Consider the following 16,667-nt stretch of genomic DNA (forward strand, 5'->3'; position numbering starts at 1 on the left):
GACAGCCTACGAGGTGCCCGTCACAGCGGCGGCCACGGGATCGAGGGCCAGCCGTGGGTCGGCCCCGGGTGGGTGCCGGTGGCGAGCAGGTCCTCGACCCGCTCGCGCAGGGCGTCCACCTCGAGCGGGGTGAGCAGCAGGCCGAGCTCGGCCCTCACCTCCGGCTCGTCGAGGGCCTCCGTCAGCCGGTGCAGCCGCTCGACGTCCGCCGCCGGGATGGGCTCGCCGGCCCAGCCCCACAGCACGGTCCGCAGCTTGGGGTCGGCGTGCAGCCCGACGCCGTGGTCGATGCCCCACAGTCGTCCGTCGTGCTCGAGGATGTGGCCGCCCTTGCGGTCGGAGTTGTTGAGCACGGCGTCGAGCACGGCCATGGACCGCAGGCGGGGGTCGTCGGGATGGGAGAGCACGAGGGGGGCACCCCCTGCGTCCTCGCCCTCCAGGACCACGAGGTGCCCGGCGGGGACGTCATCAGGTGGCGTGACCGTGACGGGGCTCGGGCACAGGCTGCTCGCCTCGCCGATCCACCGCTGCACCGATCCCGGGCCGACGGGTCCGTCCCGCCAGACCGTCTCCGGCACGAGCCCGAAGCCACCGAGGTCGTCGATGTGCCAGGCCGCCACCTCGCGAGCCGCGAGTGAGCCGTCGGGGAAGTCCCACAGCTCGCGCTCGCCGTCGACAGGCTTGTAGGCGACGGTGACCGGGACGACGCCGGGGGCACGGACCTCGGCGACGAGCACGACATTGCTGGCCAGCGGGTGCCGACCGAGGACGACGAGCTCCCCGTCACCGAGCGAAGGGGGCGACGTCACCTCGTCAGCGCTTGTAGCCATTGGCTCGGGGGCAGATGTGGCCGTCCGGGTCGAGCGGACCGCCGCAGAAGGGGCAGGAGGGGCGGCCGGCCCGCACGATCGTCTCGCAGCGACGGGCGAAGGCCCGTGCCTGCGCCGGCGGGAGGGAGACGCGCATCGACTTCCGCTCCCCCGTCGGGCCCTCGTCCTCGGGCTCGTCGGGATCGTGGTCGTGCGCCTCGATGACGACGACGTGACGCTCCTCGTCCCAGGACAGCGCCAACGCGCTCACCCGGAAGTCCTCCGAGATCGGGGTGTCCAGGGGGGCGTTGTCCGCGGCCTCCGCGGCGGCCGCGACCGTGGCCTCGAGACCCGCGACCTGGTCGAGCAGCTCTCCGATGCGCTCGGCGAGGATCTGCGCGTGCAGCTTCTCGAGGGAGATCTGCAGACGGCGCGTGCTGTCGCTGGCCTGGAGGAAGAAGGCACGCTGCCCGGGCGGGCCCACGGTGCCCAGCACGAAGCGCTCCGGGGGGTCGAAGTCGACGACGATCATGACGTCGACCCTAGTCCCGCTCCGCCCCCGACCGCCGCGTCCCCGCTCGCCGGGGTGTCCCCCTTCGGCCGCGGCGGGGTCAGCACGGAGCTGCCGGTGTCGTTGCTGCGCAGCAGCATCGGCCGCGTCGACGTGTACCGGACGACCGAGATGGACGCCGGGTCGACGTGCAGGCGCTGGAAGTCGTCGAGGGGAGTCGCGACGGCCTCGGCGAGGATCGCCTTGATGACGTCACCGTGGCTCACCGCGGCCCACACCGCGTGCTCGCCGTGCTCGGCCGTCACCGCCGCGTCGATCTCCCGCACCGCCGCGACCGCGCGTGCGGCCATCGCAGCGATCGACTCGCCGACGTGGGTCTCGCCGTCGGGGAAGGTGGCCTCGCTCGGGCGGTCCTGCACGACCCGCCACAGCGGCTCGTCCACGAGGTCCTTGAGCGCGCGGCCGGTCCACGAGCCGTACCGGCACTCGCCGAGGCCCTCGTGGACCTGCGCGGTGAGTCCGTGGGCGGCGAGCAGCGGGTCCGCGGTCTCGCGGCAGCGTTGCAGTGGGCTGGTCGCCAGGTGGACGACAGCGGTCTCCCCCAGGCGCGTCACCAGCCGCTTGGCCTGCTCCCGCCCGGTCTCGTCGAGGGCGACGCCCTCGGTCCACCCCGCGAGGACCCCCTGGGTGTTGGCGGTCGAGCGCCCGTGCCGGATGAGGATGCAGTACGCCACGGCCCCCACCCTAGGCCTCGCCTGACAAGATGCTGCGGTGATCGTCGACCAGGCCCGGTACCGCGACGGGCAGCGCCTGCCCTGCGAGGACATCAGCGACACCCTCGCCGAGATCCGCTCCCGTCGGGGCGGCCTCGTGGCCGGCGAGGACGAGGACTTCCTGTGGATCGGCATGCGGGACCCCTCGAGCGAGAGCTTCGCGCGGGTCTCCGAGGAGCTCGGCCTCCACCCGCTCGCCATCGAGGACTCGGTGACGGGCGACCAGCGGCCCAAGGTCGAGCGCTACGGCGACGGGCACTTCGTCGTGCTGCGGCCCCTGCGATACATCGAGGAGACCTCCGACGTCGAGTCCGGGGAGATCATGGTCTTCATCGGGCCCGACTACATCGTGACGATCCGGCGCGGCGAGGCCAGCCCGCTCGCCGGGCTGCGCACCCGTCTCGAGCAGCACGACCGGGAGTCCTTGCGGCACGGCCCGTGGGGCGTCTTCCACGCGATCATCGACTTCGTCGTCGACCAGTACCTCGAGATCGAGGACGAGATCCAGACCGACCTCGATGACATCGAGACGGGGGTCTTCTCACCCGACGACGGCCGGGTGTCGACGGAGGAGATCTACGCGCTCAAGCGAGAGGTGCTCGAGTTCAAGCGGGCGGCGCTGCCGCTGGCCCGGCCCCTGTCGCACCTCGTCGGCACCACCACTCCCCTGCCCACCGAGGAGCTGCGCCTGCGCTTCCGTGACGTCAACGACCACCTGTCGCTCGTCATCGACAACACCGAGTCCCAGGACCGGCTGCTCTCGGACGTGCTGAGCGCTCATCTGGCGCAGGTCGGCGTGCAGCAGAACCAGGACATGCGCAAGATCTCCGCGTGGGCCGCGATGCTCGCCTTCCCGACGATGATCGCCGGCGTGTACGGCATGAACTTCGAGGGCATGCCCGAGCTGTCGGCGACCGCGCTCATCGGCGGCCGGGAGATCCACTACGGCTACCCGACCGCCGTGCTGGCCATGGTGCTCGTGTGCGTCGGGCTGTACCGGCTCTTCCGCCGCTCCGGCTGGCTCTGAGCCAGGCTCGGGGCGACGCCGCTCAGCGGCGCGAGTCCTCCGCGTCGTACTCCTCGTCGTCCAGGCCCGAGTAGGACTGCTCGTCCTCGTCGTCGTCGTAGTCGTCATCCGACGAGTCGTTGTCCGAGTCGTCGTCGGACCCGTCATCCTCTTCGTCCTCGTCGACCATGAACTGCTCGTCGACGACCACGAGGGGCGTCATCTCCCCCGTCGCGTCGTGGAGGGCGTCGTCGTAGGCCTCGAAGGCATCGGCGAGGTCCTCGTAGGCGGCGACGACGGTGGGGTCATCCTCGCCACGGCGCTGGGCCGAGGCCTCGAGGTGACGCTCGAAGGCGGCGATCAGCTGGTTCAGTGCGGGGCGCGGGTCGCTCATGGGCATGACGGTATCCCATGGGCCACAATGACATCGATGCCCGAGTACGAGTTCCGCACCATCCACTTCCCGCGGGGTGCCGCGCGTGCCGCGATCCGTCAGGAGCTGACGGACCACGCCGAGTACGGCCACTGGGAGCTGCACCGCACGGTCGTCTACATCGACGGGATGCAGAAGGCCTGGTTGCGCCGCAAGATCATCCGCGTGCCGCGTCCGTCGGCGCTGCCCAGCCGCTGAGTCAGCAGTCCTCGACGAGGCGCCACAGCACCCGGGCGCCGAACTCGAGGGACTCCAGCGGGACCCGCTCGTCGATCCCGTGGAACATCGGTGCGAAGTCGAGGTCGGCGGGCAGGCGCAGGGGCGCGAACCCGTAGCCGGTCACCCCGATCGTCGACAGGGCCTTGTTGTCCGTGCCGCCGGAGAGGCAGTACGGCAGGATCGTCGCCTCCGGGTCCTCGGCGAGGAGGGCGGCGCGCATCCGGTCGACGAGCTCGCCCTCGAAGGGCGCGTCGAGGGAGATGTCCTTGTGGTCGACGACGACCTCGACGTGCTCCCCCGCCAGGTCGCGGATGGTCTGCATGAGGTCGTCCTCGTGGCCCGGCAGGAAGCGGCAGTCGAGAGCGGCGGACGCCGACTGCGGGACGACGTTGTGCTTGTAGCCGGCGTCGAGCATCGTCACGTTGGCCGTGTCCTGGAGCGCGCCGCGGACGAATCCCGCTGCGGGACCGATGCGCTCGAGCAGCGCCTCGGCGTCCTCGTCGCTGTACCCGACGCCGGTGAGCTCGGCGAGGCCGTCGAGCAGGCCGCGCACGGAGACGATGAACTCACGGGGCCACTTGTGCGCGTTGATCCGCGAGATGGCCTCGGCGAGATGGACGATCGGGTTGTCGGACGTGGGGACCGAGCCGTGGCCGGCCGTGCCCCTGGCCTCGAGGTGGAGCCAGGCGATGCCCTTCTCCGCGGTCTGGAGGAGGTAGGCGCGGCGAGGCTCTCCCTTCGCGTCCTCGACGGTGACGCTGTACCCGCCGACCTCGCTGATCGCCTCGGTGACCCCCTCGAAGACCTCCGGGTGCTCCCGCACCATGAACTGGCTGCCGAGGACTCCCCCGGCCTCCTCGTCGGCGAAGAAGACGAACAGGAGGTCGCGCGGCGGGACCGTCCCCGTCCGCGCGAGGTGGCGGACGGTCGCGAGCATCATCGCGACCATGTCCTTCATGTCGACCGCGCCGCGACCCCAGAGGCATCCGTCGCGTTCCAGGCCGTCGAAGGGGGGGACGCTCCAGTCCTCGGCGTTGGCGGGCACGACGTCGAGGTGCCCGTGGATGCACAGGGCGCCCCGGTCGCGGTCGGCGCCGGCGATGCGCACGCTCACGGTGGTGCGACCGGGCTCGGACTCGAAGACCTGCGGCTCCAGCCCCACCTCGCGCAGCTGCGCGACGACGTAGTCGGCCGCCTCGCGCTCCCCCGGACCCTCCTGGCCGGGGCCGTAGTTGCTCGTGTCGATGCGCAGCAGGTCGCGGCAGATCCGCACGACCTCCTGCTCGGGCGCGCTGACTTCGCTCATGCCCGCAGGGTAGTGCTCGTGGCGGTGACCGGTGGCCGTGCATACGCGGAGTCGCTCCCCCCGCGGATGACCACGCTGTTGCGTCATCGACCCCGCGCCGGAAGCATCAGCAGCATGGACATGTCCCAGGTCTGGCCGGGCCTCGCCACCTCGACCCAGACATGGCTCACCGAGCACAACGGCGAACCGCTTCCCGGCGACATCTTGAGCGAGATCTTGACTGTCACTGCAGGACAGCGAGACCCGCGCTGGTGGGCGGGGGAATCCCGTGAGGGGGAGACCCAGCTGACCGACGAGGCCGTCGACTGGATCGACGAGACCGCCAACGGCGACTAGCAGACAGTCCGCGCGTGTTTCTGGGGAAATGACCGCGTGTCGGTCCACTGTGATGCAGGTCATCGAACGTATGATCGAGTCATGTCAGTGGGGGACGTGCAGTACCGCGATCGGGGCCTCGTGACGGGCCTGCGGGACGCGGTGCGCGCGCTGCTGTACACGGATGAGTCCACGGCCTGGCAGGCCGCTGACGGGCAGATCGCGGACGCGTTGTCGGCGATCGGGCAGGCGCGTCAGCTGCTGGAGTCGGCCGAGGTCGCGCTGGTCGCCGAGGGCATCTGCCGGGGCCTGCCGGGCGAGTCGTCGTGGTCGGCGCACGACTGGGTCGGGGTCAGCGAAGGGCGCCGCGCGCCCCGCCCCTCGACCCAGCACGTCGCGCAGGTGGTGCGGGTGGCATCGGCCGGCCCGGCCACGCAGGAGGTGCGGGCCGCGGTCTCCGAGGGCCGTCTGCCGTTGGGCAAGGCCGACCAGCTGATGCGCTTCCACGAGTCGGTGCGCCGGGTCGCCGACCCGGGCCTGCTGCAGGAGGACCTGGGGATCCTGCTGGGGGTCGCCCGTGACGAGGTCGTGACCTCCGGCCCGGGAGGGCGGGTCACCGACCGGGTCGGCGGGTTGGACGAGAAGAAGCTCGCGGCCGCGATCACCCAGACCGGGCGGATGCTGCGCCCGGAGCAGGACCTGGACGACGAGGACGCCGCGGCCAGGGCCTCCCGCTCGTTGACCAAGGCCCCCGGACCCTGCGGGATGACCCGCTACCGCGTCGATCTCGACCCCGAGGGCGCCGCGATCCTCGACGCCGCGCTGGCCGCGCTGTCCGCACCGGTCAAAGGGCCCGACGGATCACCCGACGAGCAGACCCCGGCCCGGCGCCGCGCCGACGCGCTGCTGTCGATCATCAGCCGCGGCGTCGCCGCCCCCGAAGGCGTCCCACGGGCCGACAAGGCCCAGATCCTGGTGACCATCAGCCTCCACGCCCTCTCCTCAGCGCACGGCCGGTGCGTCGCCTGCGGGCAGGACCTGCCCGGCCACGCCCCCGGCGCCACCGGCAGCGCGTTCGACCCTCCCAGCGGGGGCCACGCCGGCGGCCTGACCGCCACCGGGCAGGTCCTCACCCCCACCACCGTGCGCAAGCTGGCCTGCACCGCCGGGATCATCCCCGCGATCCTGGGCACCGACCACGAACCCCTCGAGCTCGGCCGCACCACCCGACTGTTCACCCCCGGCCAACGCAAAGCCCTGTGGCTGCGCGACGGCGGCTGCACCTACCCCAGCTGCACCATGCCCCCGCAATGGACCGACGCCCACCACATCACCCACTGGGCACGAGGCGGCACCACCGACCTGTCCAACGCCGCCCTCCTCTGCGAACGCCACCACACCCACGTCCACCAACACGACCTCACCGCCACCACCACCCCCCGCGGCGTCACCTGGCACACCTAGCTGCCACGCTCCGGACCCGGCCCCCGCAGGCCGGGCCACAGGCACGCCCACACTCCCTGGGACACGCAAGAGGCCCCCCGCTCCGATGGAGCGAGGGGCCGATCTCTGCTGTGTCCGAGGGGGGACTTGAACTCTCGTCCTACGGGTGGCATCAGGCTACCTCTCGCGGCAGGAACCGCACCACCAGCGGGGCAAAGGGACGATCCCCGCCCTCGGAGTGGCATCTAGACGCATCTCGCGGCTGTCCGGCGGTATCAGCGCCGGTATCAACAGCCGCCCCAACGAAAAACGGCCGGGCCCGCGGTGCAACGCGGACCCGACCTCGTCCAGATCGCACACCCCTTGGAAGGACAGCACGATCATGAACAAGAACATCATCCCCCGTGTCAGCGACACAGACCCGAGCAACACTGCTCAGATCCACCGCCCCGCCTGGGCCGACCCGACCCTCGACATCGAGAACGTCGACGAGGAGACGCACCCCGACGACCGCGGCGTGTGGATGAAGTCCCAGCCCGTCGACCAGTGGACCGTCAACGACGAGCAGAACGGGCGCACCTTCACGAGCAAGGACCCCGTCGTCGTGTACGTGGACGGGTTCCGGCACTACAACCGTCCCGACCTCGACTGGCCGGACAACGTCCGCATCCAGGGCGACACCGACCCGGGCGGCGACGGAAGCTCCATGCTGCCCCGCACAGGCCGCCGGCTGGCGGCCGCCCTCGTCCAGGCCGCGGACCTCATCGAACCCCCCATCTCCCGCAGCTGGATCGCGAAGAACGGAGGGCGCTACCGCCTCACGCCCGACGCGCGCATCGAGTCGTACCAGTCTCACGCCGACGAGTGGCGAACCTGCGCCGACCTCAACATCGTGGGCGGGAACGGCACAGCCGTGCTCACCTGGGGAACCGCTGACCGCGACCTCGCCGCGGAGCTCGCCGCCTACCGTGACGAGCTGCTCGACAATGCAGCCCTGGACTACGCCGCGACGCAGGTCGCCGACCGCCTCACCGAGCTCCTGGCGGGGGGTGGGCAGCGATGAGCAGCACGCAGCACGACCTCTACCCCGCGCCCGCCGCGCCCTACCCGGCGAACGACGAGAGCCTCGAGGCGCGCCACATGCCAGGCCACTATCTGGCGTACGGCCACCACCGCCGGTGGTGCGTCGAAGGTGATACGGCCGGCACACCCGCCGACGGAGATCACGGCACCCGGTGCGAGTCCCACCCGCTCGCGTTCCACGGGACTCAGGACGACAACGGCAAGGTGTACGCGGGGACGGTGTCGCTGGCCGCTAGCTACCGGCACGGGTTCTACCCTGCGCCTGACCCGCGCACTGGCCAGAACGAGCACGTCCGGATCGAACTGTGGCGCCTGGTGGACGAGCCCAACGACGTCGAGGAATGCGTCTCGGTCAACATCACCCCCGAGTCTGCGCGCTCCCTCGCGGCGAAGTTGGTCGCGCTCGCCGACAAGGCCGAGGGCCTCGACTTCATCGCATCGACGCACGGGGGCGGTGGCCGGAGATGAGCTCTGCACCCGCGCTCGACGATGTAGCCCGCTGGTCCGACAACCTCGAGGAGTGCCTCTGGCTCCTGCCGACGCCCCGTCAACGGCCCCGTCCTGTCTGCGCTGCGCTCACGGCCAGCGGCCGGCGGTGCAGGGCGTCTGCGATGCACGGCAGCGAGCTGTGTGCCGTGCACAGCGGTCGCCTCTGGCGGGAACGTCCCCGTCGACCGTCCAAGCCGCCAGCGGCGTCCGTCGTGAAGGTCCCGGCCGCTCCTCTCGTGCGGGCGGTCAAGGCCAGGCGGGTGGTGCTGCGGGGCCACGTTGCTGCAGCACGAGCGTTCTACCGGGGCCAGCGCTCTGGGTGCCTCACCGTCGACATGGCAGAGAGGCTCACTCACGAGCTTCTCGGCGAGCATCCGGCCACGATCTGGGGAGACGCCTGGTGGGAGGCCAACGGCTGAGCCCTGTGGGAGGAGGGGGCATCGGTAGGGCCGTCGCCCCCTCCTCGTCGCAGTGACCTGCCCCGCTAGAGCGGGTTGACCGTCACGTTCGTGACGGACTCCCCGCTGATCGTGCACCGGTACCGGAGCGTCTTCTCGCCGCCGAAGTCGTTCTCTGCGGTGACCTCACCCGAGATGCTCGTATCCGTGATGGTCGTGTCGAGGACAGCGAAGTCAGCGGTCGACGGGTTCTTGATCTGGGCCTTCACGGCGTTCCGGCACGCGGTCAGCGCGGCCCCGGACGAAGGGTCATCGTCGTCGGTGAAGGCGCCGCTGCAACACGCGAAGATGACGAGGGCCACGATCGCTACACCGAGGAGGACCCAGGTGCTCGACTTGCCCTGCTTGGGCTCCTCGTCCACCGGCTCGTCGTTGCGGGTGGCTCGGTCTCCGGGCTCTGGTGGCGGCTCGTCGCCGTCGCGGTACCGGTCGGTCCACTTGGTCCCGTCCCAGTAGCGTTCCCGGCCGTCCTTCTGCCGGTACCAGCCTTCTTCGATGTCCCCACTCGACTCACCCATGGACGGGAGTGTAGGGGCGAATCGTGCCGGCACGACTGCTCACAGGAGTCCTCCTCGGGATCGGCCGCGGGACGAGTTCGCGGCGTTCGCGAGCTCGGTCTTGCGTTGCTGCGCGGTACCGGCGTACGCGCCGCGGTAGACGGGGTCCTCGATGTGGCGGGCGACGGCCTTGCCGAGACGGTCGTAGTCGATCGCTGCACCTGCCGTGGAGCCGCCGGTCGTCGAGGCGTAGGTCCGTTGCGGTCGGACGTAGGTGCGGCCGGCGTGTGCGTTGGGGGAGCGCATGAACGCGCCCGAGCTCGTGCCGCCCTTAGCGGTGCGCCCGTTCAGGCCTCCCGAGCTCGTGCCGCCCTTGGCGCCGCTGGCGTGGATCGCGTCCCACTCGGCCTGCTTGCGCAGGTAGTACGCCGAGTGCTGCCCGGTGTACCGGCGAGCCTTGGGCTCGCCCCACCCGGCTGGCGCGTAGATCCGCTCCTGACGGTCTCCCGGACGGCCGCGCCACCCCTGCGCCAAGAGCTCCTCCCAGCGCCGCTCGCTGATCTCATCGAGACGGTAGGAACGGATGCCACCGGCAGCCATCTCCGTGAGCGGCACGACGGCTTTGCCGAAGCGCCGCGCGGTCTCCGCGAGGATCATCTCCGCGCGGCCGCGAAGGTCGGGGCGCTCGGGGATGTACGACTCCCACTTAGAGCGGGTGTCCTCGGCCATGAGGATCCCGCGCGTCGACGTCGGGTAGATCCCGGGTCGCACCGACCCGCCAGGGCGCATCCCGCCGGCCGCCATCGGCTCGATGCCGTCGATGCCGCCCGCCCATCGAGATCGCTGCACGCCCATGGGGATGCCGTGCGTTTCGTAGAACGTGCGGTGCCTGGTGTCGATGTTGATCTCGCGGCCGTTCATCTGCGCGATCATCCGGTTCAACCCGTCGATCGCGGAGGTGGCCTGGGACGTGTCCGCGGTGATGTCCACGTCCTTGCCCTTCAGGACCCAGATCTTCTTCCCGAGCTGCACCACCCGGTCCCCCGAGGGGGTGGAGCCGATCTCCGTGACCTTCACCGTCTTGCCGTCCAAGCCGAGGATCGAGCCGTCGAGCTCGAGGACCTTGCCCTTGGCCTCCATCGCGCCGGCCTGCTTCACCGACACGGTCTTCCCGGACAGCAGCATGATCTGCTGGTCCATCGCCATGATGTTGGCCGTCGACTCGGTGACTCCGACCGCCTCGACCATCGTCTTCGCCTCGGACGGGATCAGGCCGATGCTGTCCGCGTAGTCCTCCATGTACTCACGGGAGTAGTCCGCGTCCACGCCGGCTTGGATGACCGCTTCGCGGGCCTTGCTGATGCCCGCGGCGATAGTCTCCGAACCGCGACCCTGCGCAGCCTGCGCCGACGCCACGGAGAGCGCCTTGCCCGCATAGTCATCCATCGCAGCGGACATCTCGGTCCAGCCGCCGCCGTCCTTGAGGACGTCCCGCATCTCCTTGTAGGCGTCCTTGGATGAGCGGATCGCGGCCTGCTCGGCGCGGAACCCTCCGCCGAGCATCTCGAGCTGGTTCTGCACGTCCTTGAGGGCCTTCTCGTGGGCCTCGATCTCCTCGGTCGTGGTGATCCACCCGTCCTTGTTCGAGTCCAGGCCCTCGTCGACCCCGGACAGCGCCTCTCGGACAGCGCCAGCCGCAGGGCCCGTGTTGTCGAGCGCCTCCTGGAAGAGCACGAACTTGCTCCGGACCTCGTCGACCTTGTCGGGATCGACGTCGGACATGAGCTGCTCGAACGCCTTCTGCGCGGCGGCGCGGTCGCCGGTGTTGACCAGGTTGGCCAGGGACTGGTCGAGGGACTGCACCGACTCGTCGAAGGCGCCCGTGCCTTCCATCCAGCGGGCGACGGTGCCCTCGAGGTCCGTGCGGGTCGCCTCGTTCGCGAGGAACCCGAAGCGTTCCATCGCCTCCCCGGTGGAGACGAACTGCTCCTCGGACCGGAACAGCGCGGACACGCCCTGGTCGTGCTCGCGGAACATGTCAGCCACCCCGCCCGCAGCCTCCTCGCTCCCAGACGCGAGGTCCCGCAGGCCCGTGGTGAGGTCCCGCGTGGTGACGTCGGCGAGCTCTCCCGCCTGCGTGTAGTCCCGCAGCTCGACCACGGCATACGCGAGCATGGGGACGGCGGCGACCTTCGCGAGCTGCGCCATGCGGCCCTTCGTGGTGTCGGCGCTGAACCCGACAGCGCGCAGCGACTCGTCGAAGTCCTTGGCGTAGCCGACGGCCTTGATGGTGGCGCCCCCGGCGAGGAGCGCTGCAGCGGAGAAGGCACCGACGTTGAACACCGCGGACTGCACGGACGGCGGCAGGTCGTTGTACGCGCCGACGACGCCCTCGACGCCCTGCACGAGGGACCGGAGGCCGTCCGTGGCGCCGCTGCCGGTCTTGATGAACGCGGTCTCCAGCGCGCCGCCGAGCTCCTCGACGTCGCCCTTCAGGTTGTCGGTCATCCGGGACGCCATGCGCGCCGCGGCGCCCTGGTCGTCGACCGCCGAGACGTAGTCGGCGATGCCCTCGGCGCCCTCCTTGTAGAGGATGTTCGCTGCCCGCACGGCGTCCGACCCGAACATCGTCGTCAACGCCTGGTTCCGTTGGGCCGGGGTGAGCTTCTCGAGGCTGCCCTTCAGCTGCCCCGCGAGGGTGTCCATGCCGACGAACTGGCCCGCGGTGTCGTAGGCGCTGACACCGAGCTCGTCCATGAGCTTGGCCGCTTCACCGGAGGGCGCCGAGAGTCGCTGCAGCATCGTCTTCAGCGACGTGCCGGCGTCGGAGCCCTTCATGCCGGAGTCAGCGAACGCGGACAGGGTCGCGGCGGTCTCCTCGAGCGTCAGCCCGGTCGCGGCGGCCACGGTGCCGCCCTGGGACAGCGCGAGGCCGAGGTCGTCGACGCCGGCCGCCGACTTGTTCGCGGACGCGGTCAGCACGTCGGCGATGTGCGTGACGTCTTCACCTTCGAGGCCGAAAAGGTTCATGCTCGTCGCCGCGATCTCCGCGGACGACGCGAGGTCCAGCCCGCCTGCCGCGGCGAGGTCCAGGGACCCGGTCAGCGCGCCACCGAGGATGTCCGCGGTTGAGACACCGGCCTTGGCGAGCTCCTCTTGGGCCTGCGCGGCCTCGGTCGCGCTGAAGACGGTGTCCTCGCCGGCCTGGAGGGCCGCGTCCGACAAGGCGGACATCTCCGTGGACGTGGCATCCGCGATGGCGCCGACCCGGTCCATGGCCTGCTCGAAGTCGGCGGCGACCTTGACGGTAGCGCCGAGGCCGATCGCGAGCGCACCGCCAGCCACCAGGGCGTTGTTCGCGAGGTTGTCCCAGTGCTTGCGCTGGTCGAGCTTGTCGAACATCTCGTTGAGCGCCTTCGAGTACCCCTCGACGGCCGTCTCACCCTGCTTGAAGCCGGCCACTGCTGGGCTCGCGTCGACCTGGAGGACGCTCTTGATGTACTGCGTCATGCGGGCACCTCCGTGCCGTAGATGTCGGGCGCGGCGCAGGCGAGGTCACCGCGGGTGGAGGACGCCATGGCTGGGGTCAAGGTCCGCTCGCTCACCTTCGATCCCGCCCGGCCAGCGATGCCCACCGGCCGGGCGGGTGACGTTGACGCCGCGCCCGAAGTCATTCCCCGGCCGCCAGTCGCTCCAGGGCGTAGCGCATCTGCTCGCCCGCGGCCTCGATCGTGGCGTGCGCCGCGGTGGGGTCGAGGCCGAACCCGGCCAGGATCCCCCCGCCCACGGCAGCGGCATCGAGCGCCTGCTCGGCGTCGGCCAGGTCAGCGTCCGGGGCCGTGAAGTCGACCATCACTCGCCCCCAGCGCCGAGGTCCAGGCCGAACTCGACTCGCAGCGCCTGCAGCTCCTCCGCGGAGAACTCAAGGCCCCCGTCCCGGAACGACTTCACGTCGCCGTACAAGCGCCAGATCTCGGTCTCCGTGTCCCTGACGAACTCCGCGACCTCCTCCGTCGGCAGCCCCTGGGCTTGCCGCAACTCGAGGTCCTTGCGCCACTCCTTCAGCTGGGAGAGCTCCTCCCGGTACCCCGCGAGCTTCCGCTCCCAGTCCGCCCGCAGCTGGCGCATGCGCCGGATCTCGGCCGGCTCCCAGTTCGGGTCAGCCGCGACCGCGTCGGCCTGCGAACGCAGCGCCGTCTGCTGCTCCTCGATCTGCTGCAGCTCGCGGAGCAGCATCTCGTCAGGTCGTGCCGGACGCGTGTACGGCCCGACGAGCAGAGCGTCTGGGTCAGGCTTGACGATCCACTCCGCACGCGTGAACTCCTCCAGCTCCTTCAGCAGCTTGTCACGCTTGTCCTGGTACTCCGCGAGCTCCTTGCGGATCCGGGCCACCTTCGGCTCGAACGCGTCCGCCTCCTCCCGCAGGCCCGCCACGCGTGCCTCCCGGGCACGACTACGCGCCTCCACGGCCGCACGGCCCTCGAGGTCAGCGCGGGCCCGCAGCGACGCGACACGCTCCGTCAGCGTCTCCGCGGCGTCCGGGTCGTCGAGCATCATCGCGCCCGCCTGCTCCTCCAGGACCGACAGATCCTGCAGGAGCGTCGCCCGCTTCTGGTCGTGCTCGACCGCTCGGGCCGTGAACTCCTCCGGCGTTACCGGCCTCGTCTCCGTCGCAGCGCTCACCGCTGGTCCCCCCTCGTCGCCCGGCCGAACGCTCGAGCGATCGACTCGTCCACCTCGGCCTGCGTGTACCGGCGCCCATCCGAGGCGAACCGCTCCCCACCGAAGGCCCGGTCGAAGTCCTCCACGCTCACCTCCGGCGACGTCGACGGCCCGGACGCCGACAGCGGCACCTCAGCCCGCAGAGCTTCCACCGTCTCCCGCAGCTGGCGCAGACGGTCGAGGTTGGTCACCCGGCGCACCGAGCGCCGACCCTCCGCGACCGTCTCCGACATCAGCACACGCTCCGTGATGGCCGCGTTGTGCGCCGCCTTCCTGGAGTCACCGCGCCGCGACACCCGCAGCTCCTCGTACTCCCTCACCAGCGCCTCCATCTCCTCCGCCGGCGCGCTCGAGCTCGCCCGCGGAGCCTCCGTGAGCTCCGGCACCGGATGGCCAAACGCTCGAGCCACCGCCTGGTCGGCCTCCGTCACCGGACGCGACGGTCCACGACCAAACGCGGCGTCGAACGCCTCCTTGCTGACTTCATCAGACATCGCGGCCTCCTCAGACCTGGGCGGGACGGACGACGGCGACGCCGGAGGTCCCGGCGCGCTGGCCGGTCTCGCCGACCTTGGGGACGGTGTAGCCCCACGGGACATCGTTCGGCGCTGCCTGAGCAGCAACCGTCAACCGCGGAGCCGTGGCACCGCTCCGCGGCACCAGGTACACCGGCGTGAACGGGCCGCCGATCGCGCCCTCCACCTCGTAGAGGTACGACCGCGCGTCGGTGACCACCGACGCGAGCCCGGTCGCGTTGCCGCCCTCACCGACACCGGTCGCGGCGACACCAGTCACCGCACCGACCCGGACAGGGTCACCAGAGCGGGTGCCAGCAACGACAGGCAGCGACAGCTGCGTCGCGGGAGCCATGTACTCGTTACGCATCCGTCAACGCCCCTTCGAAGTCGAGAGACGGTCCACAGTCGAGGTCATGCTGCGCTCCTTCGCGCGTCGAGCAGATCCCCAACGGACCCGCGATCAATGACCCACGACCGGCCACGCCGGGCAGCGACAAGCCGCCCGTCCCGGCACCACCGGCGCACGATGCCATCGGACACCCCAAGGAGGGCCGCGGCCTGCGTCGTCGTGAGTTCATGCCCCGACCCTGCCCTCGGTTCCGCAGACGGCTGTTCCGCAGTTCCGCTAACGGAACCTGCGTCCTCCCGGGCCAGCTCCTCCCACTGCCGGGCTGCCTCCCGCAGCTCCGCCAACATCATCGCCAGCTCCGTCGCCGCCTGCGCACCCGCCACAGCGGCCAACGCCGCCGGCGCGCCAGGAGCCACGTCCTTCACCCGACGCCACAACCACACCGCCGGCATGCCCCGGACCGTCGCCGCCAGAGCAGGCCGGCGAGGCACCGGCGCCCCCGCTCTCACAAGACCTCCGCGGTCCAGGGCGCCACAATCGACTCCGGATAGCGCAGCGCCAGGAACTCCCACAGGTCGTTATCGACGCTCATCCCCGACGACATGCGCCGGAGGTCAAAGGACCAGCCCGTGATGACACGCCGCCCGTCCGGATGAATCACCAGACGACCGACCCGCAGAACCGTCGGCACGTCACGACGACGGCCCTGGCGAACCCACGCCCACCAGTGCCGAGCACGCCGACCCAGACGAAGCCCCGCCCGCAGCACCGACACCTCGCTCATGACGCGTCCCGCTCGCGGCGACCACGCCACCGGCCAGCCCACACGCCCCACCGCTCCCCCGCCGCCACCGCGTACCGGCCGCACTCGACCGCCACCGGGCACCCCGCGCACAGCTCGGCCGCCTCCGCGAGCGTCTCCAGCGACCACCACAGCTCGGGGTCACGGCTGGCGCGGCACGGCACCGACCGCCCCACCCCGCCCAGGGCCTCCTGCAGCGCCTCCCACTCCTCCGCCCCAACGCTCACCGGACGGCCCCACCTGACACGATGACGCCATGTGCAGCCCCGTGGCCGAAGGCGTCGCCCTCACAGCTCCCGAGGTCCTCATCCCCGCCCTCGCAGGACTGATCGGCGCGATCATCGGAGGCGGCGCGTCCTGGCTCGCGGCGAAGAGCCAGATCAAGGCCGCCGCGGGTCAGGCCAGCGAAGACCGCCGAGCGGCCGCTGCGATCGCCGACGACGACCGCCAGGCAGCGCAGCGCCTGATCCGCGAAGAGCGCGTCATCGACGCCGTCAGTGCCCTCTGGGGACTCACCTGGCCCATCGTGGGGGCACAGCCCAAGCGCGGCCAGGTCGGCAGGAACCTGGTCCCCGACTTCCTCGCCTTCGGGGGCGAGGTCTTCCGCACCGCCGGCCTCGTGGAACCCACGGACCCTGCCCTGTCCCGGATCCTCTTCCAGTACGGCAACAGCCTCCAGGCAGAGGAAACGGCAGCCGACTTCATCCACCGGGCGCGTGTCGTCAGTTCGGCACTGCAGCTGTGGCTGAAGGACCCCGTCGAGTTCAGACGACGCGACTGGCACTTGCAGGACTACGGCGCCGAACTGGACGCTGACATCGAGGCCGTCGAGCGCGAGCAGAACCGTTGAGGGGGGACCGGTCGTCCCCTGCTCGACACCGCTACACCCCGCCACTGCAGCGAGTTCCATAGCGCCCTCGCTGCTACCGATCCC

21 protein-coding genes are annotated in these 16,667 nt (G+C 70.9%); 7 read left to right on the plus strand and 14 right to left on the minus strand.

The window, feature by feature from the left end; translation table 11 throughout:
• Positions 1 to 20: 20 nt before the first annotated feature.
• The 3 genes from V3C34_RS11000 to V3C34_RS11010 are packed head-to-tail and all read right to left on the minus strand — an operon-like array spanning position 21 to position 2,054.
• Positions 21 to 809 (minus strand): SCO1664 family protein, encoded by a 789-nt coding sequence (locus tag V3C34_RS11000; protein WP_346007147.1) that lies wholly within the window; start codon positions 807 to 809, stop codon positions 21 to 23.
• Positions 810 to 813: 4 nt separating this feature from the next.
• On the minus strand, positions 814 to 1,341 hold the full coding sequence (locus V3C34_RS11005) for a DUF3090 domain-containing protein (RefSeq protein ID WP_345912954.1): 528 nt from the start codon (positions 1,339 to 1,341) through the stop codon (positions 814 to 816).
• Entirely contained in the window at positions 1,338 to 2,054 is a 717-nt protein-coding gene (locus V3C34_RS11010; protein ID WP_346007148.1) for an MSMEG_4193 family putative phosphomutase, read from the minus strand. Before V3C34_RS11010 ends, V3C34_RS11005 begins: the two co-directional genes overlap by 4 nt.
• Positions 2,055 to 2,091: 37 nt before the next feature.
• Here V3C34_RS11010 and V3C34_RS11015 point away from each other — a divergent pair, with 37 nt between their 5' ends.
• Positions 2,092 to 3,120 carry a magnesium and cobalt transport protein CorA gene (locus V3C34_RS11015; protein ID WP_068421428.1) on the plus strand — a complete coding sequence of 343 codons (1,029 nt, stop codon included), beginning with the start codon at positions 2,092 to 2,094 and terminating at the stop codon, positions 3,118 to 3,120.
• A 22-nt stretch (positions 3,121 to 3,142) separates the two neighbouring features.
• Here V3C34_RS11015 and V3C34_RS11020 read toward each other — a convergent pair whose 3' ends face one another.
• Complete coding sequence (locus V3C34_RS11020) at positions 3,143 to 3,493, minus strand: primosomal protein (RefSeq protein ID WP_371836279.1); 351 nt, start codon at positions 3,491 to 3,493, stop codon at positions 3,143 to 3,145.
• A 36-nt stretch (positions 3,494 to 3,529) separates the two neighbouring features.
• On the opposite strand from V3C34_RS11020, the gene V3C34_RS11025 reads away from it, so the two are divergent.
• Positions 3,530 to 3,730, plus strand: a complete 201-nt coding sequence (locus V3C34_RS11025; protein ID WP_346007149.1) for a DUF5703 family protein — start codon at positions 3,530 to 3,532, stop codon at positions 3,728 to 3,730.
• A gap of 1 nt (position 3,731) precedes the next feature.
• On the opposite strand, the gene V3C34_RS11030 is transcribed toward V3C34_RS11025, so the two are convergent.
• Entirely contained in the window at positions 3,732 to 5,057 is a 1,326-nt protein-coding gene (locus V3C34_RS11030) for a M20/M25/M40 family metallo-hydrolase (protein ID WP_346007150.1), read from the minus strand.
• Between the two features lie 114 nt (positions 5,058 to 5,171).
• Between V3C34_RS11030 and V3C34_RS11035 the strand changes: the two genes are divergently transcribed.
• From V3C34_RS11035 to V3C34_RS11050, 4 genes are all read left to right on the plus strand, one after another.
• Positions 5,172 to 5,393, plus strand: a complete 222-nt coding sequence (locus V3C34_RS11035; RefSeq protein ID WP_346007151.1) for a hypothetical protein — start codon at positions 5,172 to 5,174, stop codon at positions 5,391 to 5,393.
• A gap of 81 nt (positions 5,394 to 5,474) precedes the next feature.
• On the plus strand, positions 5,475 to 6,836 hold the full coding sequence (locus V3C34_RS11040) for an HNH endonuclease signature motif containing protein (RefSeq protein ID WP_346007152.1): 1,362 nt from the start codon (positions 5,475 to 5,477) through the stop codon (positions 6,834 to 6,836).
• A gap of 361 nt (positions 6,837 to 7,197) precedes the next feature.
• Positions 7,198 to 7,878, plus strand: a complete 681-nt coding sequence (locus V3C34_RS11045; protein ID WP_346007153.1) for a hypothetical protein — start codon at positions 7,198 to 7,200, stop codon at positions 7,876 to 7,878.
• Entirely contained in the window at positions 7,875 to 8,366 is a 492-nt protein-coding gene (locus V3C34_RS11050) for a hypothetical protein (RefSeq protein ID WP_346007154.1), read from the plus strand. The genes V3C34_RS11045 and V3C34_RS11050 overlap by 4 nt, the downstream gene beginning before the upstream one ends.
• Positions 8,367 to 8,871: 505 nt before the next feature.
• Here the strand turns inward: V3C34_RS11050 and V3C34_RS11055 are convergent.
• The 9 genes from V3C34_RS11055 to V3C34_RS11090 all read right to left on the minus strand — a co-directional run bounded on the left by V3C34_RS11055 (position 8,872) and on the right by V3C34_RS11090 (position 15,960).
• Positions 8,872 to 9,363, minus strand: coding sequence for a hypothetical protein (locus tag V3C34_RS11055; protein WP_346007155.1), 492 nt, complete (start codon positions 9,361 to 9,363; stop codon positions 8,872 to 8,874).
• A gap of 39 nt (positions 9,364 to 9,402) precedes the next feature.
• Complete coding sequence (locus V3C34_RS11060) at positions 9,403 to 12,852, minus strand: phage tail tape measure protein (RefSeq protein ID WP_346007156.1); 3,450 nt, start codon at positions 12,850 to 12,852, stop codon at positions 9,403 to 9,405.
• Positions 12,853 to 13,012: 160 nt separating this feature from the next.
• Complete coding sequence (locus V3C34_RS11065) at positions 13,013 to 13,195, minus strand: hypothetical protein (protein WP_346007157.1); 183 nt, start codon at positions 13,193 to 13,195, stop codon at positions 13,013 to 13,015.
• Entirely contained in the window at positions 13,195 to 14,025 is an 831-nt protein-coding gene (locus tag V3C34_RS11070; protein ID WP_346007158.1) for a hypothetical protein, read from the minus strand. The genes V3C34_RS11065 and V3C34_RS11070 overlap by 1 nt, the downstream gene beginning before the upstream one ends.
• A complete protein-coding gene (locus tag V3C34_RS11075; protein WP_346007159.1) occupies positions 14,022 to 14,558 on the minus strand; it encodes a hypothetical protein in 537 nt (178 codons plus the stop codon). The genes V3C34_RS11070 and V3C34_RS11075 overlap by 4 nt, the downstream gene beginning before the upstream one ends.
• A gap of 10 nt (positions 14,559 to 14,568) precedes the next feature.
• Complete coding sequence (locus V3C34_RS11080; protein ID WP_346007160.1) at positions 14,569 to 14,859, minus strand: hypothetical protein; 291 nt, start codon at positions 14,857 to 14,859, stop codon at positions 14,569 to 14,571.
• 134 nt (positions 14,860 to 14,993) lie between these two features.
• Positions 14,994 to 15,383, minus strand: coding sequence for a helix-turn-helix domain-containing protein (locus V3C34_RS17750; protein ID WP_428832166.1), 390 nt, complete (start codon positions 15,381 to 15,383; stop codon positions 14,994 to 14,996).
• 53 nt (positions 15,384 to 15,436) lie between these two features.
• Positions 15,437 to 15,715, minus strand: coding sequence for a hypothetical protein (locus V3C34_RS11085; RefSeq protein ID WP_346007161.1), 279 nt, complete (start codon positions 15,713 to 15,715; stop codon positions 15,437 to 15,439).
• Complete coding sequence (locus V3C34_RS11090) at positions 15,712 to 15,960, minus strand: WhiB family transcriptional regulator (RefSeq protein ID WP_346007162.1); 249 nt, start codon at positions 15,958 to 15,960, stop codon at positions 15,712 to 15,714. Before V3C34_RS11090 ends, V3C34_RS11085 begins: the two co-directional genes overlap by 4 nt.
• Positions 15,961 to 15,989: 29 nt before the next feature.
• On the opposite strand from V3C34_RS11090, the gene V3C34_RS11095 reads away from it, so the two are divergent.
• The gene (locus tag V3C34_RS11095) at positions 15,990 to 16,583 is read left to right on the plus strand and encodes a hypothetical protein (protein ID WP_346007163.1); all 594 of its coding nucleotides are present in this window, start codon (positions 15,990 to 15,992) and stop codon (positions 16,581 to 16,583) included.
• Positions 16,584 to 16,667 lie beyond the last annotated feature (84 nt).

Source organism: Janibacter terrae (assembly GCF_039636765.1).
GTDB classification, from domain to species: Bacteria; Actinomycetota; Actinomycetes; order Actinomycetales; family Dermatophilaceae; genus Janibacter; species Janibacter terrae.

Bases quoted from the DNA above. Each gene is read 5' to 3' on its own strand.
- V3C34_RS11005 (WP_345912954.1), bottom strand. From the start codon at position 1,341: ATGATCGTCGTCGACTTCGACCCCCCGGAGCGCTTCGTGCTGGGCACC.
- V3C34_RS11020 (WP_371836279.1), bottom strand. From the start codon at position 3,493: ATGAGCGACCCGCGCCCCGCACTGAACCAGCTGATCGCCGCCTTCGAG.
- V3C34_RS11025 (WP_346007149.1), top strand. From the start codon at position 3,530: ATGCCCGAGTACGAGTTCCGCACCATCCACTTCCCGCGGGGTGCCGCG.
- V3C34_RS11030 (WP_346007150.1), bottom strand. From the start codon at position 5,057: ATGAGCGAAGTCAGCGCGCCCGAGCAGGAGGTCGTGCGGATCTGCCGC.
- V3C34_RS11035 (WP_346007151.1), top strand. From the start codon at position 5,172: ATGGACATGTCCCAGGTCTGGCCGGGCCTCGCCACCTCGACCCAGACA.
- V3C34_RS11040 (WP_346007152.1), top strand. From the start codon at position 5,475: ATGTCAGTGGGGGACGTGCAGTACCGCGATCGGGGCCTCGTGACGGGC.
- V3C34_RS11045 (WP_346007153.1), top strand. From the start codon at position 7,198: ATGAACAAGAACATCATCCCCCGTGTCAGCGACACAGACCCGAGCAAC.
- V3C34_RS11050 (WP_346007154.1), top strand. From the start codon at position 7,875: ATGAGCAGCACGCAGCACGACCTCTACCCCGCGCCCGCCGCGCCCTAC.
- V3C34_RS11055 (WP_346007155.1), bottom strand. From the start codon at position 9,363: ATGGGTGAGTCGAGTGGGGACATCGAAGAAGGCTGGTACCGGCAGAAG.
- V3C34_RS11060 (WP_346007156.1), bottom strand. From the start codon at position 12,852: ATGACGCAGTACATCAAGAGCGTCCTCCAGGTCGACGCGAGCCCAGCA.
- V3C34_RS11065 (WP_346007157.1), bottom strand. From the start codon at position 13,195: ATGGTCGACTTCACGGCCCCGGACGCTGACCTGGCCGACGCCGAGCAG.
- V3C34_RS11075 (WP_346007159.1), bottom strand. From the start codon at position 14,558: ATGTCTGATGAAGTCAGCAAGGAGGCGTTCGACGCCGCGTTTGGTCGT.
- V3C34_RS17750 (WP_428832166.1), bottom strand. From the start codon at position 15,383: ATGCCGGCGGTGTGGTTGTGGCGTCGGGTGAAGGACGTGGCTCCTGGC.
- V3C34_RS11085 (WP_346007161.1), bottom strand. From the start codon at position 15,715: ATGAGCGAGGTGTCGGTGCTGCGGGCGGGGCTTCGTCTGGGTCGGCGT.
- V3C34_RS11095 (WP_346007163.1), top strand. From the start codon at position 15,990: ATGTGCAGCCCCGTGGCCGAAGGCGTCGCCCTCACAGCTCCCGAGGTC.